The 15,521-nt window shown below is 49.7% G+C and carries 18 protein-coding genes and 3 tRNA genes; 15 read left to right on the top strand and 6 right to left on the bottom strand.

Annotation, left to right across the window (positions count from 1 at the left end):
* Positions 1–22: 22 nt before the first annotated feature.
* From fliT to fliD, 3 genes are read right to left on the bottom strand one after another with little or no spacing between them, the layout of a single operon-like run.
* Positions 23–388 (bottom strand): flagella biosynthesis regulatory protein FliT, encoded by a 366-nt coding sequence (fliT, locus tag ACJHXA_RS08385; RefSeq protein WP_001755085.1) that lies wholly within the window; start codon positions 386–388, stop codon positions 23–25.
* Positions 388–798 carry a flagellar export chaperone FliS gene (gene fliS / locus ACJHXA_RS08380; protein ID WP_000270663.1) on the bottom strand — a complete coding sequence of 137 codons (411 nt, stop codon included), beginning with the start codon at positions 796–798 and terminating at the stop codon, positions 388–390. Before fliS ends, fliT begins: the two co-directional genes overlap by 1 nt.
* A 24-nt stretch (positions 799–822) precedes the next feature.
* Positions 823–2,229: a flagellar filament capping protein FliD gene (gene fliD / locus ACJHXA_RS08375; protein WP_001724635.1), complete on the bottom strand. Its 1,407-nt coding sequence runs from the start codon at positions 2,227–2,229 to the stop codon at positions 823–825.
* A 265-nt stretch (positions 2,230–2,494) separates the two neighbouring features.
* Between fliD and ACJHXA_RS08370 the strand changes: the two genes are divergently transcribed.
* From ACJHXA_RS08370 to sdiA, 8 genes are all read left to right on the top strand, one after another.
* Complete coding sequence (locus ACJHXA_RS08370) at positions 2,495–4,312, top strand: FliC/FljB family flagellin (protein WP_001724634.1); 1,818 nt, start codon at positions 2,495–2,497, stop codon at positions 4,310–4,312.
* A 319-nt stretch (positions 4,313–4,631) separates the two neighbouring features.
* Positions 4,632–5,351, top strand: coding sequence for an RNA polymerase sigma factor FliA (gene fliA / locus ACJHXA_RS08365; protein ID WP_001087467.1), 720 nt, complete (start codon positions 4,632–4,634; stop codon positions 5,349–5,351).
* A gap of 45 nt (positions 5,352–5,396) precedes the next feature.
* Positions 5,397–5,948 carry a flagella biosynthesis regulatory protein FliZ gene (gene fliZ, locus ACJHXA_RS08360; RefSeq protein WP_001724632.1) on the top strand — a complete coding sequence of 184 codons (552 nt, stop codon included), beginning with the start codon at positions 5,397–5,399 and terminating at the stop codon, positions 5,946–5,948.
* An 87-nt stretch (positions 5,949–6,035) separates the two neighbouring features.
* On the top strand, positions 6,036–6,836 hold the full coding sequence (gene tcyJ, locus ACJHXA_RS08355; protein ID WP_001353139.1) for a cystine ABC transporter substrate-binding protein: 801 nt from the start codon (positions 6,036–6,038) through the stop codon (positions 6,834–6,836).
* A 104-nt stretch (positions 6,837–6,940) separates the two neighbouring features.
* Entirely contained in the window at positions 6,941–7,927 is a 987-nt protein-coding gene (gene dcyD / locus ACJHXA_RS08350; RefSeq protein WP_001724631.1) for a D-cysteine desulfhydrase, read from the top strand.
* A gap of 14 nt (positions 7,928–7,941) precedes the next feature.
* The gene (gene tcyL / locus ACJHXA_RS08345; protein WP_001158220.1) at positions 7,942–8,610 is read left to right on the top strand and encodes a cystine ABC transporter permease; all 669 of its coding nucleotides are present in this window, start codon (positions 7,942–7,944) and stop codon (positions 8,608–8,610) included.
* Positions 8,607–9,359, top strand: coding sequence for an L-cystine ABC transporter ATP-binding protein TcyN (gene tcyN, locus ACJHXA_RS08340; protein ID WP_001272994.1), 753 nt, complete (start codon positions 8,607–8,609; stop codon positions 9,357–9,359). The genes tcyL and tcyN overlap by 4 nt, the downstream gene beginning before the upstream one ends.
* 229 nt (positions 9,360–9,588) lie before the next feature.
* Complete coding sequence (gene sdiA / locus ACJHXA_RS08335) at positions 9,589–10,311, top strand: transcriptional regulator SdiA (RefSeq protein WP_001154273.1); 723 nt, start codon at positions 9,589–9,591, stop codon at positions 10,309–10,311.
* Positions 10,312–10,378: 67 nt separating this feature from the next.
* Here sdiA and yecF read toward each other — a convergent pair whose 3' ends face one another.
* From yecF to ACJHXA_RS08320, 3 genes are read right to left on the bottom strand one after another with little or no spacing between them, the layout of a single operon-like run.
* Complete coding sequence (gene yecF, locus ACJHXA_RS08330) at positions 10,379–10,603, bottom strand: DUF2594 family protein YecF (protein WP_000106474.1); 225 nt, start codon at positions 10,601–10,603, stop codon at positions 10,379–10,381.
* Positions 10,590–10,766, bottom strand: coding sequence for a protein YecU (gene yecU / locus ACJHXA_RS08325; protein WP_000590344.1), 177 nt, complete (start codon positions 10,764–10,766; stop codon positions 10,590–10,592). Before yecU ends, yecF begins: the two co-directional genes overlap by 14 nt.
* Before the next feature lie 37 nt (positions 10,767–10,803).
* A complete protein-coding gene (locus ACJHXA_RS08320) occupies positions 10,804–10,920 on the bottom strand; it encodes a hypothetical protein (protein ID WP_001302039.1) in 117 nt (38 codons plus the stop codon).
* Positions 10,921–11,061: 141 nt separating this feature from the next.
* Here ACJHXA_RS08320 and uvrY point away from each other — a divergent pair, with 141 nt between their 5' ends.
* The 7 genes from uvrY to yecA all read left to right on the top strand — a co-directional run bounded on the left by uvrY (position 11,062) and on the right by yecA (position 15,467).
* Entirely contained in the window at positions 11,062–11,718 is a 657-nt protein-coding gene (gene uvrY / locus ACJHXA_RS08315; protein ID WP_000611335.1) for a UvrY/SirA/GacA family response regulator transcription factor, read from the top strand.
* Positions 11,715–13,547, top strand: a complete 1,833-nt coding sequence (gene uvrC / locus ACJHXA_RS08310; protein WP_001283421.1) for an excinuclease ABC subunit UvrC — start codon at positions 11,715–11,717, stop codon at positions 13,545–13,547. The genes uvrY and uvrC overlap by 4 nt, the downstream gene beginning before the upstream one ends.
* Before the next feature lie 56 nt (positions 13,548–13,603).
* Positions 13,604–14,152, top strand: coding sequence for a CDP-diacylglycerol--glycerol-3-phosphate 3-phosphatidyltransferase (pgsA, locus tag ACJHXA_RS08305; protein WP_001160187.1), 549 nt, complete (start codon positions 13,604–13,606; stop codon positions 14,150–14,152).
* A 151-nt stretch (positions 14,153–14,303) separates the two neighbouring features.
* A tRNA-Gly gene (locus ACJHXA_RS08300) sits at positions 14,304–14,379 on the top strand.
* Between the two features lie 54 nt (positions 14,380–14,433).
* A tRNA-Cys gene (locus ACJHXA_RS08295) sits at positions 14,434–14,507 on the top strand.
* Between the two features lie 12 nt (positions 14,508–14,519).
* A tRNA-Leu gene (locus ACJHXA_RS08290) sits at positions 14,520–14,606 on the top strand.
* A 195-nt stretch (positions 14,607–14,801) separates the two neighbouring features.
* Entirely contained in the window at positions 14,802–15,467 is a 666-nt protein-coding gene (yecA, locus tag ACJHXA_RS08285) for a UPF0149 family protein YecA (RefSeq protein ID WP_000847902.1), read from the top strand.
* Positions 15,468–15,521: the final 54 nt, after the last annotated feature.

The following is a 15,521-nucleotide window of genomic DNA, read 5'->3' as shown; positions in this document are numbered from 1 at the left end:
CGAGCCATCAGCTCGTTAAGATTCAAAAGAGGTTATCCTGCGGAGCCAGCACAAAGCCGCCCTGATCGCCATAGGCACTTAACACCGATTTTTGTACCGATGACTGACCGACCAGTTTCGCCAGTTCATCCATCCGAATCTGTAATAACTGCTTCACCTTGCTTTCGTTATCGAGAATCAGGCGCAGCATCGGGCGGAGTTGCTCCTGCATCGTGGTGGACGGATCAATCTCTTCAGTCAGATGTGCAATCTCCTGCACCGCATTCACATACGCCATTTCGCTGGCGATGAGTTCATCCCATTGTTCTTCTGTTGCCAGGCGTAACATGAGCTGGCTTTTTTCGACGAGTTGTTGCCAGGCGAAATACAAATGCGGTGCATTGTTCATCAGACTGGGTCCTGAATCAAAGAAGGGGAGAGTAAAGACTCTTTCCAGGCATCGGCAATATTGCGCATTAATGCTTCCACTTCTTCGACTGCGGAGACATCGTTGCGTAAATTGGCTTGCAGCAAGCGCCTGACCATATAGCTATAAAGAGCAATCAAGTTTTGGGTTAGTTCGTCTTTGCTCTCTTCATCAAGACTCACCCGCAGCCCGTTCTCAATGATGTTGATCGCTTTTGACAAAGAGACGCCTTTGCCTTGCTGATTGTTGTCCTGCATAAACAGGCGCGCTCTAACCAGTGCGCTCAGCACTCCATCAAATAGCATGGTGACCAGCTGTTGCTGGCTGGCGCTCATTACGGCGCTTTCGACGCCAATTTGTGCATAGGCCTGGGTGCCTTTTGCCGCGTACATGACCTGTCTCCCGATAAATAATGATTACTTGGAATTACTGTTGTTTTCGAACTGCTGCGTTAAGTAGCTGCTGGTGCTATTTAACGAGGTCATTAAAACGTCCAGTTGGGTAAATTGTTCTTTGTAGCGCGCGACCTGCGCATCAATGCGATCGCTGGCGGCGTTGTAGTCTTTAGTTAATTTATTCAGGGTCTTACTAACGCCATCGGTAGCGGCTTTAATAATGCCCGTTGTCGAAAGCCAACTGGTCAGGTTGCTGCCGATGGTGGTCGTGATGCCGGTTTTTTTACCATCGCCAACAATCAATGCACCTACGCCGCTGGCATCTTTTTTCAGTGCAGCGGTGAGTTTGTCGGCATCCAGTTCCAGTTTGCCATCGCTGGGATCGGTCGTGATACCAATCTGCGCCAACGTTTTATAGTTGGAAGAACTAACGGTATTACTCAGCATCGATTTCAACTGCGTCTGAATCGTCCGCAACGTGGAGTCGCCGAGCAGTGCGCCATTGCTAGAACTCTGGCTATCAGCTCCCGCATCTACGGCGGTGTATTTGGTCAGGCTGCTGAAGGTATCTATTAGCGAGTTATAGGCATTCACCCAGTCTTTAATCGCCGTTTGCGCTTTGGAGGTGTCCTGAGTGATGGTTAGCGTCTGGTTGCCCGTGGTGACATCGTTCAGGTTCAGGGTGATGTTTTCCAGCGCGTCGCTGATGGTGTTGCTGCTGTTCTCAATGGCGACGTTGTTGACCGTCAGCTGCGCATTCTGGGCGGCGACCGAGACTTCCATGCCGTTGCTGCTGGCACTGGCGTCATAGCCCATAAAACTTTGTAGCGCATCATCACCGCTGACCGAGAGTGTCATCGCATTGTCAAGGCCGGTGTCATTTGATGTGACTGACAGACGATATTCACCGTTACCCACGTTAATGATGCTCGCACTTACGCCCGCTTTTGCGTTGTTGATGGCATCACGGATCCCGCTTAACGACGAGTTAGCCGCGCTGATATCAATGGTAATCGGATCTTTGTCGCCGCCTTGTTGAATGGTGAGTTTACTGTCGCTGGTGGCGATCGCCGTTTTCGTCTCGTCTCTGGTGGTGCGCGTGGTCAGGGTTTGCGCCTGCGCCAGATGGGTGACGCTGATGGTGTATTTTCCGGCGATAGCGTTTCCCGCAGTGGTGGCACTGAACGCGGTGGTGCTGCTGGTGGTGCTGGTGGCGGAAAAAAGATCGGCTTTAGACAATGCAGTATTGGCGGTCTGGAAAGTCGTCAGCGCGCTTTTCAGCGTACCGTAGGCGCTAAGTTTAGCGGTAAACGACGATTGCTGATTTGATATAGGGGTTAGCGTCGCTTTTTGCGCGGCGGTGAGGCTATCGAGGATTGAACTTAAATCCAGACCTGACCCGACTCCCAGCGATGAAATACTTGCCATGCGATTTCCTTTTATCTTTCGACACGTAAAACGAATACCGGGGTTATCGGCCTGAATTGCGCAAAGTTTACGTTTAATTGTTTTTTTTAATAGCGGGAATAAGGGGCAGAGAAAAGAGTATTTCGGCGACTAACAAAAAATGGCTGTTTGTGAAAAAAATTCTAAAGGTTGTTTTACGACAGACGATAACAGGGTTGACGGCGATTGAGCCGACGGGTGGAAACCCAATACGTAATCAACGACTTGCAATATAGGATAACGAATCATGGCACAAGTCATTAATACCAACAGCCTCTCGCTGATCACTCAAAATAATATCAACAAGAACCAGTCTGCGCTGTCGAGTTCTATCGAGCGTCTGTCTTCTGGCTTGCGTATTAACAGCGCGAAGGATGACGCAGCGGGTCAGGCGATTGCTAACCGTTTCACCTCTAACATTAAAGGCCTGACTCAGGCTGCACGTAACGCTAACGATGGTATCTCTCTGGCGCAGACCACTGAAGGCGCACTGTCTGAGATTAACAACAACTTACAACGTGTGCGTGAGTTGACTGTACAGGCGACCACCGGTACTAACTCTGATTCTGACCTGGCTTCTATTCAGGACGAAATCAAATCCCGTTTGTCTGAAATTGACCGCGTATCCGGGCAGACCCAGTTCAACGGCGTGAACGTATTGTCTAAAGATGGCTCCCTGAAAATTCAGGTTGGCGCAAATGATGGTCAGACTATCTCTATCGACCTGAAGAAAATTGACTCTGATACTCTGGGTTTGAATGGTTTCAACGTTAATGGTTCTGGTACCATTGCAAACAAAGCGGCCACAATCAGTGACTTGACTGCTCAGAAAGCCGTTGACAACGGTAATGGTACTTATAAAGTTACAACTAGCAACGCTGCACTTACTGCATCTCAGGCATTAAGTAAGCTGAGTGATGGCGATACTGTAGATATTGCAACCTATGCTGGTGGTACAAGTTCAACAGTTAGTTATAAATACGACGCAGATGCAGGTAACTTCAGTTATAACAATACTGCAAACAAAACAAGTGCTGCGGCTGGAACTCTGGCAGATACTCTTCTCCCGGCAGCTGGCCAGACTAAAACCGGTACTTACAAGGCTGCTACTGGTGATGTTAACTTTAATGTTGACGCAACTGGTAATCTGACAATTGGCGGACAGCAAGCCTACCTGACTACTGATGGTAACCTTACAACAAACAACTCCGGTGGTGCGGCTACTGCAACTCTTAAAGAGCTGTTTACTCTTGCTGGCGATGGTAAATCTCTGGGGAACGGCGGTACTGCTACCGTTACTCTGGATAATACTACGTATAATTTCAAAGCTGCTGCGAACGTTACTGATGGTGCTGGTGTCATCGCTGCTGCTGGTGTAACTTATACAGCCACTGTTTCTAAAGATGTCATTCTGGCACAACTGCAATCTGCAAGTCAGGCAGCAGCAACCGCTACCGACGGTGATACTGTCGCAACGATCAACTATAAATCTGGTGTCATGATCGGTTCCGCTACCTTTACCAATGGTAAAGGTACTGCCGATGGTATGACTTCTGGTACAACTCCAGTCGTAGCTACAGGTGCTAAAGCTGTATATGTTGATGGCAACAATGAACTGACTTCCACTGCATCTTACGATACGACTTACTCTGTCAACGCAGATACAGGCGCAGTAAAAGTGGTATCAGGTACTGGTACTGGTAAATTTGAAGCTGTTGCTGGTGCGGATGCTTATGTAAGCAAAGATGGCAAATTAACGACAGAAACCACCAGTGCAGGCACTGCAACCAAAGATCCTTTGGCTGCCCTGGATGCTGCTATCAGCTCCATCGACAAATTCCGTTCCTCCCTGGGTGCTATCCAGAACCGTCTGGATTCCGCAGTCACCAACCTGAACAACACCACTACTAACCTGTCTGAAGCGCAGTCCCGTATTCAGGACGCCGACTATGCGACCGAAGTGTCCAATATGTCGAAAGCGCAGATCATCCAGCAGGCCGGTAACTCTGTGTTGGCAAAAGCTAACCAGGTACCGCAGCAGGTTCTGTCTCTGCTGCAGGGTTAATCGTTGTAACCTGATTAACTGAGACTGACGGCAACGCCAAATTGCCTGATGCGTTGCGCTTATCAGGCCTACAAGTTGAATTGCAATTTATTGAATTCGCACATTTTTGTAGGCCGGATAAGGCGTTTACGCCGCATCCGGCAACATGAATGGTAATTTGTCAGCAACGTGCTTCCCCGCCACCGGCGGGGTTTTTTCTGCCTGGAATTTACCGGTAACCCCCAAATAACCCCTCATTTCACCCACTAATCGTCCGATTAAAAACCCTGCAGAAACGGATAATCATGCCGATAACTCATATAACGCAGGGCTGTTTATCGTGAATTCACTCTATACCGCTGAAGGTGTAATGGATAAACACTCGCTGTGGCAGCGTTATGTCCCGCTGGTGCGTCACGAAGCATTGCGCCTGCAGGTTCGACTGCCCGCGAGCGTGGAACTTGACGATCTGCTACAGGCGGGCGGCATTGGGTTACTTAATGCCGTCGAACGCTATGACGCCCTACAAGGAACGGCATTTACAACTTACGCAGTGCAGCGTATCCGTGGCGCTATGCTGGATGAACTTCGCAGCCGTGACTGGGTGCCGCGCAGCGTGCGACGCAACGCGCGTGAAGTGGCACAGGCAATAGGGCAACTGGAGCAGGAACTTGGCCGCAACGCCACGGAAACTGAGGTAGCGGAACGTTTAGGGATCGATATTGCCGACTATCGCCAAATGTTGCTCGACACCAATAACAGCCAGCTCTTCTCCTACGATGAGTGGCGCGAAGAGCACGGCGATAGCATTGAACTGGTTACTGATGATCATCAGCGAGAAAACCCGCTACAACAACTGCTGGACAGTAATCTGCGCCAGCGGGTGATGGAAGCTATCGAAACGTTGCCGGAGCGCGAAAAACTGGTATTAACCCTCTATTATCAGGAAGAGCTGAATCTTAAAGAGATTGGCGCGGTGCTGGAGGTCGGGGAATCGCGGGTCAGTCAGTTACACAGCCAGGCCATTAAACGGTTACGCACTAAACTGGGTAAGTTATAACGTCAGTAAATGCCGCACTTTAACTTTGACTACCAGGAGTTCTTAATGATGGTGCAGCACCTGAAAAGACGGCCATTAAGCCGCTATCTTAAAGACTTTAAACACAGCCAGACCCATTGCGCGCATTGCCGTAAATTACTCGACCGCATTACCCTCGTTCGCGACGGCAAAATAGTGAATAAAATCGAGATTTCCCGCCTGGACATGCTGTTTGATGAAAATGGCTGGCAAGTGGAACAAAAATCATGGGCGGCATTGTGCCGATTTTGCGGTGATTTACACTGCAAAACGCAGAGTGATTTTTTCGATATTATCGGCTTTAAGCAGTTTCTTTTTGAGCAAACTGAAATGAGCCCAGGTACGGTGCGTGAATATGTCGTTCGTCTGCGCCGTTTGGGTAATCATCTCCACGAGCAAAATATTTCCCTCGATCAGCTGCAGGACGGTTTCCTTGATGAAATCCTCGCCCCGTGGCTGCCCACTACCAGCACCAACAATTACCGCATCGCGTTACGGAAGTATCAACACTATCAGCGTCAAACGTGTACCGGACTTGTGCAGAAATCCACCAGCCTGCCTGCTTCTGATATATATTAAATAAGAATAAGATGTAGCAGAGTTGTTTTTGTGTTTACAAACAATGGCTCTACACTGCAAACAGACATAACAACATTCGGGGTGAATATGAAATTAGCACATCTGGGACGTCAGGCATTGATGGGTGTGATGGCCGTGGCGCTGGTTGCGGGCATGAGCGTTAAAAGTTTTGCAGATGAAGGTCTGCTTAATAAAGTTAAAGAGCGCGGTACGCTGCTCGTAGGGCTGGAAGGAACTTATCCGCCGTTCAGTTTTCAGGGGGATGACGGCAAATTAACCGGTTTTGAAGTGGAATTCGCCCAACAGCTGGCAAAACATCTTGGTGTTGAGGCGTCACTAAAACCGACCAAATGGGACGGTATGCTGGCGTCGCTGGACTCTAAACGCATTGATGTGGTGATTAACCAGGTCACTATTTCTGACGAGCGCAAGAAAAAATACGATTTCTCTACCCCGTACACCATTTCCGGTATTCAGGCGCTGGTGAAAAAAGGTAACGAAGGCAGCATTAAAACGGCTGATGATCTGAAAGGCAAAAAAGTGGGTGTCGGTCTGGGCACTAACTATGAAGAGTGGCTGCGCCAAAATGTTCAGGGCGTCGATGTGCGTACCTATGATGATGACCCGACCAAATATCAGGATCTGCGCGTAGGCCGTATTGATGCGATCCTCGTTGACCGTCTGGCTGCGCTGGATCTGGTGAAGAAAACCAACGATACGCTGGCAGTAACCGGTGAAGCATTCTCCCGTCAGGAGTCTGGCGTAGCGCTGCGTAAAGGAAATGAAGACCTGCTGAAAGCGGTGAATGATGCAATTGCGGAAATGCAAAAAGATGGCACTCTGCAAGCCCTTTCTGAAAAATGGTTTGGTGCTGATGTGACCAAATAATCAGCATAATGACAAAAAAGGGCGCTTTCACTGGCGCCTTTTTTATTTACGCGTTTTCAGCGTGCATAATAAGAAAATCACAACAACACACATCGGAGGCTGTTATGCCACTGCATAATTTAACCCGTTTTCCACGGCTGGAATTTATCGGCGCGCCAACGCCGCTCGAATATCTGCCACGCTTTTCTGATTATCTTGGACGGGAAATTTTCATCAAACGGGATGACGTCACCCCCATGGCAATGGGCGGTAATAAATTACGTAAGCTGGAATTTCTTGCGGCAGATGCTCTGCGCGAAGGTGCCGATACGCTGATTACTGCCGGGGCGATCCAGTCTAACCATGTGCGCCAGACTGCCGCAGTCGCTGCGAAACTCGGTCTGCACTGCGTGGCGCTGCTGGAAAATCCTATTGGCACAACCGCAGAAAACTATTTAACCAACGGCAATCGTTTGTTGCTGGAGCTGTTCAATACCCAGATTGAAATGTGCGACGCACTGACCGATCCCAATGCCCAACTGGAGGAGCTGGCGACGCGAGTCGAAGCACAAGGCTTTCGCCCGTATGTCATTCCGGTTGGCGGTTCTAATGCTCTGGGTGCGCTGGGTTATGTGGAGAGTGCGCTGGAAATCGCGCAACAGTGTGAAGGGGCGGTTAATATTTCGTCGGTGGTGGTCGCGTCGGGCAGTGCCGGAACTCACGCCGGACTGGCTGTTGGGCTGGAACACCTGATGCCTGAAAGCGAACTGATTGGCGTGACCGTGTCGCGTTCCGTTGCCGATCAATTGCCGAAAGTGGTTAACCTCCAACAGGCGATTGCGAAAGAACTGGAGCTGACCGCATCAGCGGAAATTTTACTCTGGGATGACTATTTTGCACCTGGCTACGGTGTGCCGAACGACGAAGGCATGGAAGCAGTGAAATTGCTGGCGCGGCTGGAAGGCATTCTGCTTGATCCTGTGTATACCGGAAAAGCGATGGCGGGGCTGATTGACGGTATCAGTCAGAAACGCTTCAAAGATGAAGGGCCGATTCTGTTTATTCATACCGGCGGCGCGCCTGCGCTGTTCGCCTATCATCCCCACGTTTAGCTCCGGAAACGCTCATGCAAGAAAGTATACAACTGGTTATTGATTCCTTGCCGTTCCTGCTGAAAGGGGCTGGGTATACGCTGCAACTCAGTATCGGCGGCATGTTTTTTGGCTTACTGCTCGGGTTTATTCTCGCGCTGATGCGCCTGTCGCCAATCTGGCCCGTGCGCTGGCTGGCGCGTTTTTATATCTCTATTTTTCGTGGTACACCGCTCATCGCACAACTGTTTATGATCTATTACGGCCTGCCGCAGTTTGGTATCGAATTAGATCCCATTCCGTCAGCAATGATTGGTCTGTCGCTCAACACTGCCGCCTATGCTGCCGAAACGCTGCGCGCCGCCATTTCTTCTATTGATAAAGGTCAGTGGGAAGCAGCTGCCAGTATTGGTATGACGCCATGGCAGACTATGCGTCGCGCGATTTTGCCACAGGCGGCGCGGGTGGCGTTGCCGCCGCTGTCGAACAGCTTTATCAGCCTGGTAAAAGATACGTCGCTGGCCGCGACAATTCAGGTGCCGGAGCTGTTCCGTCAGGCGCAGTTGATTACCTCGCGCACGCTGGAGGTGTTCACCATGTACCTGGCGGCTTCGCTCATCTACTGGATCATGGCGACAGTATTATCGACGTTGCAGAACCATTTTGAGAATCAACTTAATCGCCAGGAGAGAGAACCAAAATGAGTGCCATTGAAGTTAAGAACCTGGTGAAAAAATTTCACGGTCAGACGGTGCTGCACGGTATCGACCTTGAGGTAAAGCCTGGCGAAGTGGTGGCAATTATCGGTCCGAGTGGTTCCGGCAAAACCACGTTGCTACGCAGCATAAATCTGCTGGAACAACCGGAAGCGGGAACTATCACCGTTGGCGATATCACTATTGATACTGCACGTTCATTAAGTCAGCAAAAATCGCTGATTCGCCAGTTGCGTCAGCACGTCGGGTTTGTCTTCCAGAACTTTAATTTGTTTCCGCATCGTACGGTGCTGGAAAACATTATTGAAGGGCCGGTGATCGTCAAAGGCGAACCGAAAGAAGAGGCCACGGCGCGCGCTCGCGAGCTGTTGGCGAAAGTTGGGCTGGCCGGTAAAGAAACCAGCTATCCACGTCGTTTGTCTGGCGGTCAACAGCAACGTGTTGCGATTGCACGTGCGCTGGCAATGCGTCCTGAGGTGATTTTGTTTGACGAGCCAACGTCGGCGCTGGATCCAGAGCTGGTGGGCGAAGTCCTGAACACCATCCGTCAGCTGGCGCAGGAAAAGCGCACGATGGTGATTGTGACGCACGAAATGAGCTTTGCCCGGGATGTTGCGGACCGGGCGATTTTTATGGACCAGGGGCGGATAGTCGAGCAGGGGGCAGCAAAAGCGTTATTTGCCGATCCCCAGCAGCCTCGCACCCGCCAGTTCCTCGAGAAGTTTCTGCTGCAATAATAAGAAAAAATCAGCCCCGACGATTCACCTGTCGGGGCGGGACGCCATTTCAAGCGTGATAAAACAGCTTAACAAATCAGCATAACTCATTAATAACATAAGAGAATGCGATGGCTTGCAAAAGTAATTCATTGCCTGAATAATATAAATTATATATAAATCTTATTTATGTGATAGTTTGAATTATCATTATAAATGATACTCACTCTCAGGGGCGTTGCGGTTTACTATGCAGGATACGGATTTTTTCAGCTGGCGTCGCACGATGCTGTTGCGTTTTCAGAGGATGGAGGCCGCAGAAGAGGTCTACCATGAAATAGAGCTTCAGGCTCAGCAGCTAGAGTACGATTACTATTCGTTATGTGTTCGCCACCCGGTACCATTCACGCGACCTAAAGTGGCTTTCTACACCAATTACCCTGAGGCGTGGGTTAGTTATTATCAGGCAAAAAACTTTCTCGCAATTGATCCGGTGCTGAACCCTGAAAACTTTAGTCAGGGCCATTTAATGTGGAATGATGACTTATTCAGCGAAGCACAGCCGTTATGGGAAGCCGCGCGCGCACATGGTTTACGCCGCGGTGTCACTCAGTATTTAATGCTGCCAAACCGGGCGCTGGGCTTTTTGTCCTTTTCCCGTAGCAGCGCGCGCGAAATACCCATTCTTAGTGATGAACTGCAATTAAAAATGCAGTTACTGGTGCGCGAAAGTCTGATGGCTCTGATGCGTTTAAATGATGAAATAGTGATGACGCCAGAGATGAATTTCAGCAAGCGCGAAAAAGAAATTTTGAAATGGACGGCGGAAGGGAAGACATCAGCAGAGATAGCGATGATTTTGTCAATCTCTGAGAATACGGTCAATTTCCATCAGAAAAACATGCAGAAAAAAATCAATGCACCGAATAAGACCCAGGTTGCCTGTTACGCGGCCGCTACTGGCTTAATTTGATCTCTTTTCTGTCCTGCGTGCCAGATGCAAAAACCGGCTGAAAGGCACGCTATCAGCCGGTTTTATATTACTGACGGTAGGCTTGTTTAATTTGCTTAACCGTTTTGGAAAATACTGCAGCCTGGGTTTCGTCTTCGATCAGCGCAAGCTGTTTTTCCATCTTTAACATCACGCGGCCCGCGTCAGCTTGTCCCATCGCCTGCAGCATCAGCGTCAGCATCGCTTTCAGGCAGGAGACTTCATTTGCCAGTTCTTGATTATTCTCGGCAGTAGAAAAATCAGGCGTACTCATTTATTTTCCTCGTCATGTTGCAATGAAAATTTGCGGTGAAAAATGTTAAGGCGGCGGAGTATACCATAAGCTTTGCTAAAAATAGCAGTGGTTGTTTTTTGAGCGTATCGTCAACGGTGCTATTAAATGCGTTAATATAATGACCAATAAATATTTTTATCATGAATGTTTTTTGCCCGTATTGTTCGGGTTAATTAATGTTACATATTCAGCGGGCTGATTTTCATTTTTGCTGAATAAAGGTAATTTTTGTCACATTTCGTCGCAGGGCTTACTGTGAAACGATCCGGTAAGCCGTTGGTGACGGGCGTGACCATAACTGTGGACAATCGAATTGACAAAAACGAGAGAAAAATCGAATACCCACCATTTTTAACGTTTCAAAGTTGCAATAAAAACCGCTAATATACGAATGACTAACTATCAGTAGCGTTATCCCTATTTCTGGAGATATTCCTTTGATCAACGTTCTACTTGTTGATGACCACGAACTGGTGCGCGCAGGGATACGACGCATTCTGGAAGATATAAAGGGTATAAAAGTCGTCGGTGAGGCATCGTGCGGTGAAGACGCCGTTAAGTGGTGCCGGACAAATGCCGTTGACGTGGTGCTAATGGACATGAGTATGCCGGGCATTGGCGGTCTTGAGGCGACGCGTAAAATCGCGCGTTCCACAGCTGATGTCAAAATCATCATGCTTACCGTCCATACAGAAAACCCTTTACCAGCGAAAGTCATGCAGGCCGGTGCTGCGGGCTACCTCAGCAAAGGCGCGGCTCCGCAGGAAGTCGTGAGTGCGATTCGTTCTGTCTATTCAGGGCAGCGTTACATTGCTTCTGACATCGCTCAACAAATGGCGTTAAGCCAGATCGAACCAGAAAAAACAGAAAGCCCATTTGCCAGTTTGTCTGAACGTGAATTGCAGATTATGCTGATGATCACCAAGGGCCAGAAGGTCAATGAGATCTCAGAACAGCTCAATCTCAGTCCGAAAACGGTGAACAGCTACCGCTATCGTATGTTCAGTAAACTAAACATTCATGGCGATGTTGAGCTGACTCACCTGGCAATTCGCCATGGTCTGTGTAATGCGGAGACATTATCAAGTCAGTGAGTGATCAGTTTGACGCAAAAGCGTTTTTAAAAACCGTAACCAGCCAGCCAGGCGTTTATCGCATGTACGATGCTGGTGGTACGGTTATCTATGTCGGCAAAGCGAAAGACCTGAAAAAACGGCTTTCCAGCTATTTCCGTAGCAACCTCGCTTCGCGCAAAACCGAAGCGCTGGTCGCCCAGATCCAGCAAATTGATGTAACGGTTACTCACACAGAAACCGAAGCGCTGTTGCTGGAACACAACTACATCAAACTCTATCAGCCGCGTTACAACGTTTTGCTACGCGATGATAAATCATATCCTTTTATCTTCCTGAGTGGTGATACCCACCCGCGTCTGGCGATGCATCGTGGTGCGAAGCATGCCAAAGGTGAATATTTCGGCCCGTTCCCGAATGGCTATGCCGTACGTGAAACACTGGCGCTACTGCAAAAGATTTTCCCCATTCGCCAGTGCGAAAATAGTGTTTATCGCAATCGCTCGCGTCCGTGTCTGCAATACCAGATAGGGCGCTGTCTGGGACCGTGCGTTGAAGGACTGGTGAGTGAAGAAGAATACGCTCAGCAGGTCGAGTATGTGCGCCTGTTTTTGTCTGGCAAAGATGATCAGGTGCTTACGCAACTCATTAGTCGTATGGAAACTGCCAGCCAGAATCTGGAGTTTGAAGAAGCTGCACGTATTCGCGACCAAATTCAGGCGGTGCGACGCGTCACCGAAAAACAATTCGTTTCCAATACCGGCGACGACCTCGACGTTATTGGTGTGGCGTTCGATGCGGGCATGGCTTGTGTCCACGTATTGTTCATTCGTCAGGGCAAAGTGCTCGGCAGCCGCAGCTATTTCCCGAAAGTGCCTGGCGGTACGGAACTGAGCGAGGTGGTAGAAACCTTCGTAGGCCAGTTCTATTTACAAGGCAGCCAGATGCGCACCTTACCGGGTGAGATCCTGCTCGATTTTAATCTTAGCGATAAAACGCTGCTCGCCGATTCCCTTTCAGAACTGGCGGGACGCAAGATTAATGTTCAAACCAAACCTCGCGGCGATAGGGCGCGTTATCTGAAACTCGCGCGCACCAATGCGGCGACGGCCTTAACCAGCAAACTTTCGCAGCAATCTACCGTTCACCAGCGACTGACCGCGCTTGCCAGCGTGTTGAAATTGCCGGAAGTGAAGCGGATGGAGTGCTTTGACATCAGCCATACCATGGGCGAACAAACCGTCGCTTCCTGTGTGGTGTTTGATGCTAACGGCCCGCTGCGTGCGGAGTATCGGCGCTATAACATTACAGGCATCACGCCGGGCGATGATTATGCGGCGATGAATCAGGTGCTGCGTCGGCGTTATGGTAAAGCCATTGACGACAGTAAGATCCCGGATGTGATCCTTATCGACGGCGGCAAAGGCCAGCTTGCGCAGGCGAAAAATGTCTTCGCCGAACTGGATGTCTCATGGGATAAAAATCATCCGCTGCTACTTGGCGTTGCCAAAGGAGCAGATCGTAAGGCTGGACTGGAAACGCTGTTCTTTGAGCCGGAAGGTGAGGGATTTAGTTTGCCGCCAGATTCACCCGCGCTGCATGTTATCCAGCATATTCGCGATGAATCACATGATCACGCGATTGGCGGGCACCGTAAAAAACGGGCGAAGGTCAAAAATACCAGTTCCCTGGAAACCATTGAAGGCGTCGGGCCAAAACGTCGGCAAATGTTGTTGAAATATATGGGCGGTTTGCAAGGTTTACGTAACGCCAGCGTCGAGGAAATTGCAAAAGTGCCGGGTATTTCGCAAGGTCTGGCAGAAAAGATCTTCTGGTCGTTGAAACATTGATGTCTCTGTAGCAACATAGGGGTAATCTTACTGACAACAGATAGTTACCCGTCATTATGCAATTTAATATCCCTACGTTGCTTACACTGTTCCGTGTCATCCTTATCCCATTCTTTGTATTGGTCTTTTATCTGCCTGTCACCTGGTCGCCGTTTGCCGCCGCGCTCATTTTCTGCGTCGCGGCGGTGACTGACTGGTTCGATGGTTTTCTGGCACGCCGCTGGAACCAGAGTACCCGGTTTGGTGCTTTCCTTGACCCTGTGGCAGATAAAGTTCTCGTGGCTATCGCCATGGTGCTGGTAACCGAGCATTATCACAGCTGGTGGGTGACATTACCGGCGGCAACGATGATCGCCCGTGAAATTATTATTTCTGCGCTACGCGAATGGATGGCGGAGTTGGGTAAACGCAGTAGCGTGGCCGTCTCCTGGATTGGGAAAGTGAAAACTACGGCCCAGATGGTGGCGTTGGCATGGCTGCTGTGGCGTCCGAACATTTGGGTTGAGTACGCCGGTATTGCACTTTTCTTTGTGGCTGCGGTACTGACTCTGTGGTCAATGTTGCAATATTTGAGCGCTGCGCGTGCAGATTTGCTTGATCAGTGATCGTTTCGGCGTAATTTTCAGCAAACGATCAAAAGTGGTGAAAAATATCGTTGACTCATCGCGCCAGGTAAGTAGAATGCAACGCATCGAACGGCGGCACTGATTGCCAGACGATAATAAAATCAAGTGATTAACTGATTGCTTGATGAATGCGGGAATAGCTCAGTTGGTAGAGCACGACCTTGCCAAGGTCGGGGTCGCGAGTTCGAGTCTCGTTTCCCGCTCCAGTTTAAAAGACATCGGCGTCAAGCGGATGTCTGGCTGAAAGGCCTGAAGAATTTGGCGCGTTAACAAAGCGGTTATGTAGCGGATTGCAAATCCGTCTAGTCCGGTTCGACTCCGGAACGCGCCTCCACTTTCTTCCCGAGCCCGGATGGTGGAATCGGTAGACACAAGGGATTTAAAATCCCTCGGCGTTCGCGCTGTGCGGGTTCAAGTCCCGCTCCGGGTACCATGGGAAAGATAAGAATAAAATCAAAGCAATAAGCAGTGTCGTGAAACCACCTTCGGGTGGTTTTTTTGTGCCTGCAACTTGTCGTTACACCCTCCTTAATTTTTAATCACCAGCAAAGCCACTCAAAAAGTATCTCTGATACGGACCGGCATGTAAGATAGGTGCTGGCGAGTTGAGATCCACAAGGAAAAGCGTATGAAAACGGGACCGTTAAACGAAAGTGAGTTGGAATGGCTGGACGATATTCTGACCAAATACAACACTGACCACGCCATCCTTGATGTGGCGGAGCTGGACGGTTTATTGACGGCGGTGTTGAGTTCTCCGCAAGAGATTGAACCGGAACAGTGGCTGGTTGCCGTGTGGGGTGGGGCTGACTATGTGCCGCGCTGGGCGTCAGAGAAAGAGATGACGCGCTTTATGAATCTGGCTTTTCAACATATGGCCGATACCGCAGAGCGTCTGAACGAATTCCCGGAGCAGTTTGAGCCGTTATTCGGCTTGCGAGAAGTTGATGGCAGCGAGCTGACGATTGTTGAGGAGTGGTGCTTTGGTTATATGCGGGGCGTGGCACTTTCTGACTGGTCAACGTTGCCCGATTCGTTAAAACCAGCGCTGGAGGCGATTGCGCTGCACGGTACTGAGGAAAACTTCGAGCGGGTAGAAAAGATGTCGCCAGAAGCGTTTGAAGAGAGCGTAGATGCCATTCGACTGGCGGCGCTTGATCTACATGCGTACTGGATGGCGCATCCGCAGGAAAAAGCTGTTCAGCAACCGATCAAAGCAGAAGAGAAACCGGGGCGTAACGATCCTTGCCCGTGCGGTAGTGGTAAGAAATTTAAGCAGTGCTGCCTGCATTAAGAGGCCAAATTGGGTGTCAGCGTTAATTCTGGCACCCAATAAGGAATTTGAGGC

The sequence above is a fragment of the Escherichia sp. WS33 genome (genome assembly GCF_046486385.1).
In the GTDB taxonomy this organism is placed as follows: domain Bacteria; phylum Pseudomonadota; class Gammaproteobacteria; order Enterobacterales; family Enterobacteriaceae; genus ECMA0423.
Note: the sequence above shows the minus strand (reverse complement) of the source record. Positions and strands in the feature narration are given on the sequence as shown.

Bases quoted from the DNA above. Each gene is read 5' to 3' on its own strand.
- fliT (WP_001755085.1), bottom strand. From the start codon at position 388: ATGAACAATGCACCGCATTTGTATTTCGCCTGGCAACAACTCGTCGAA.
- fliS (WP_000270663.1), bottom strand. From the start codon at position 798: ATGTACGCGGCAAAAGGCACCCAGGCCTATGCACAAATTGGCGTCGAA.
- fliD (WP_001724635.1), bottom strand. From the start codon at position 2,229: ATGGCAAGTATTTCATCGCTGGGAGTCGGGTCAGGTCTGGATTTAAGT.
- ACJHXA_RS08370 (WP_001724634.1), top strand. From the start codon at position 2,495: ATGGCACAAGTCATTAATACCAACAGCCTCTCGCTGATCACTCAAAAT.
- fliZ (WP_001724632.1), top strand. From the start codon at position 5,397: ATGATGGTGCAGCACCTGAAAAGACGGCCATTAAGCCGCTATCTTAAA.
- tcyJ (WP_001353139.1), top strand. From the start codon at position 6,036: ATGAAATTAGCACATCTGGGACGTCAGGCATTGATGGGTGTGATGGCC.
- dcyD (WP_001724631.1), top strand. From the start codon at position 6,941: ATGCCACTGCATAATTTAACCCGTTTTCCACGGCTGGAATTTATCGGC.
- tcyL (WP_001158220.1), top strand. From the start codon at position 7,942: ATGCAAGAAAGTATACAACTGGTTATTGATTCCTTGCCGTTCCTGCTG.
- tcyN (WP_001272994.1), top strand. From the start codon at position 8,607: ATGAGTGCCATTGAAGTTAAGAACCTGGTGAAAAAATTTCACGGTCAG.
- sdiA (WP_001154273.1), top strand. From the start codon at position 9,589: ATGCAGGATACGGATTTTTTCAGCTGGCGTCGCACGATGCTGTTGCGT.
- yecF (WP_000106474.1), bottom strand. From the start codon at position 10,603: ATGAGTACGCCTGATTTTTCTACTGCCGAGAATAATCAAGAACTGGCA.
- yecU (WP_000590344.1), bottom strand. From the start codon at position 10,766: ATGATAAAAATATTTATTGGTCATTATATTAACGCATTTAATAGCACC.
- ACJHXA_RS08320 (WP_001302039.1), bottom strand. From the start codon at position 10,920: ATGGTCACGCCCGTCACCAACGGCTTACCGGATCGTTTCACAGTAAGC.
- pgsA (WP_001160187.1), top strand. From the start codon at position 13,604: ATGCAATTTAATATCCCTACGTTGCTTACACTGTTCCGTGTCATCCTT.
- yecA (WP_000847902.1), top strand. From the start codon at position 14,802: ATGAAAACGGGACCGTTAAACGAAAGTGAGTTGGAATGGCTGGACGAT.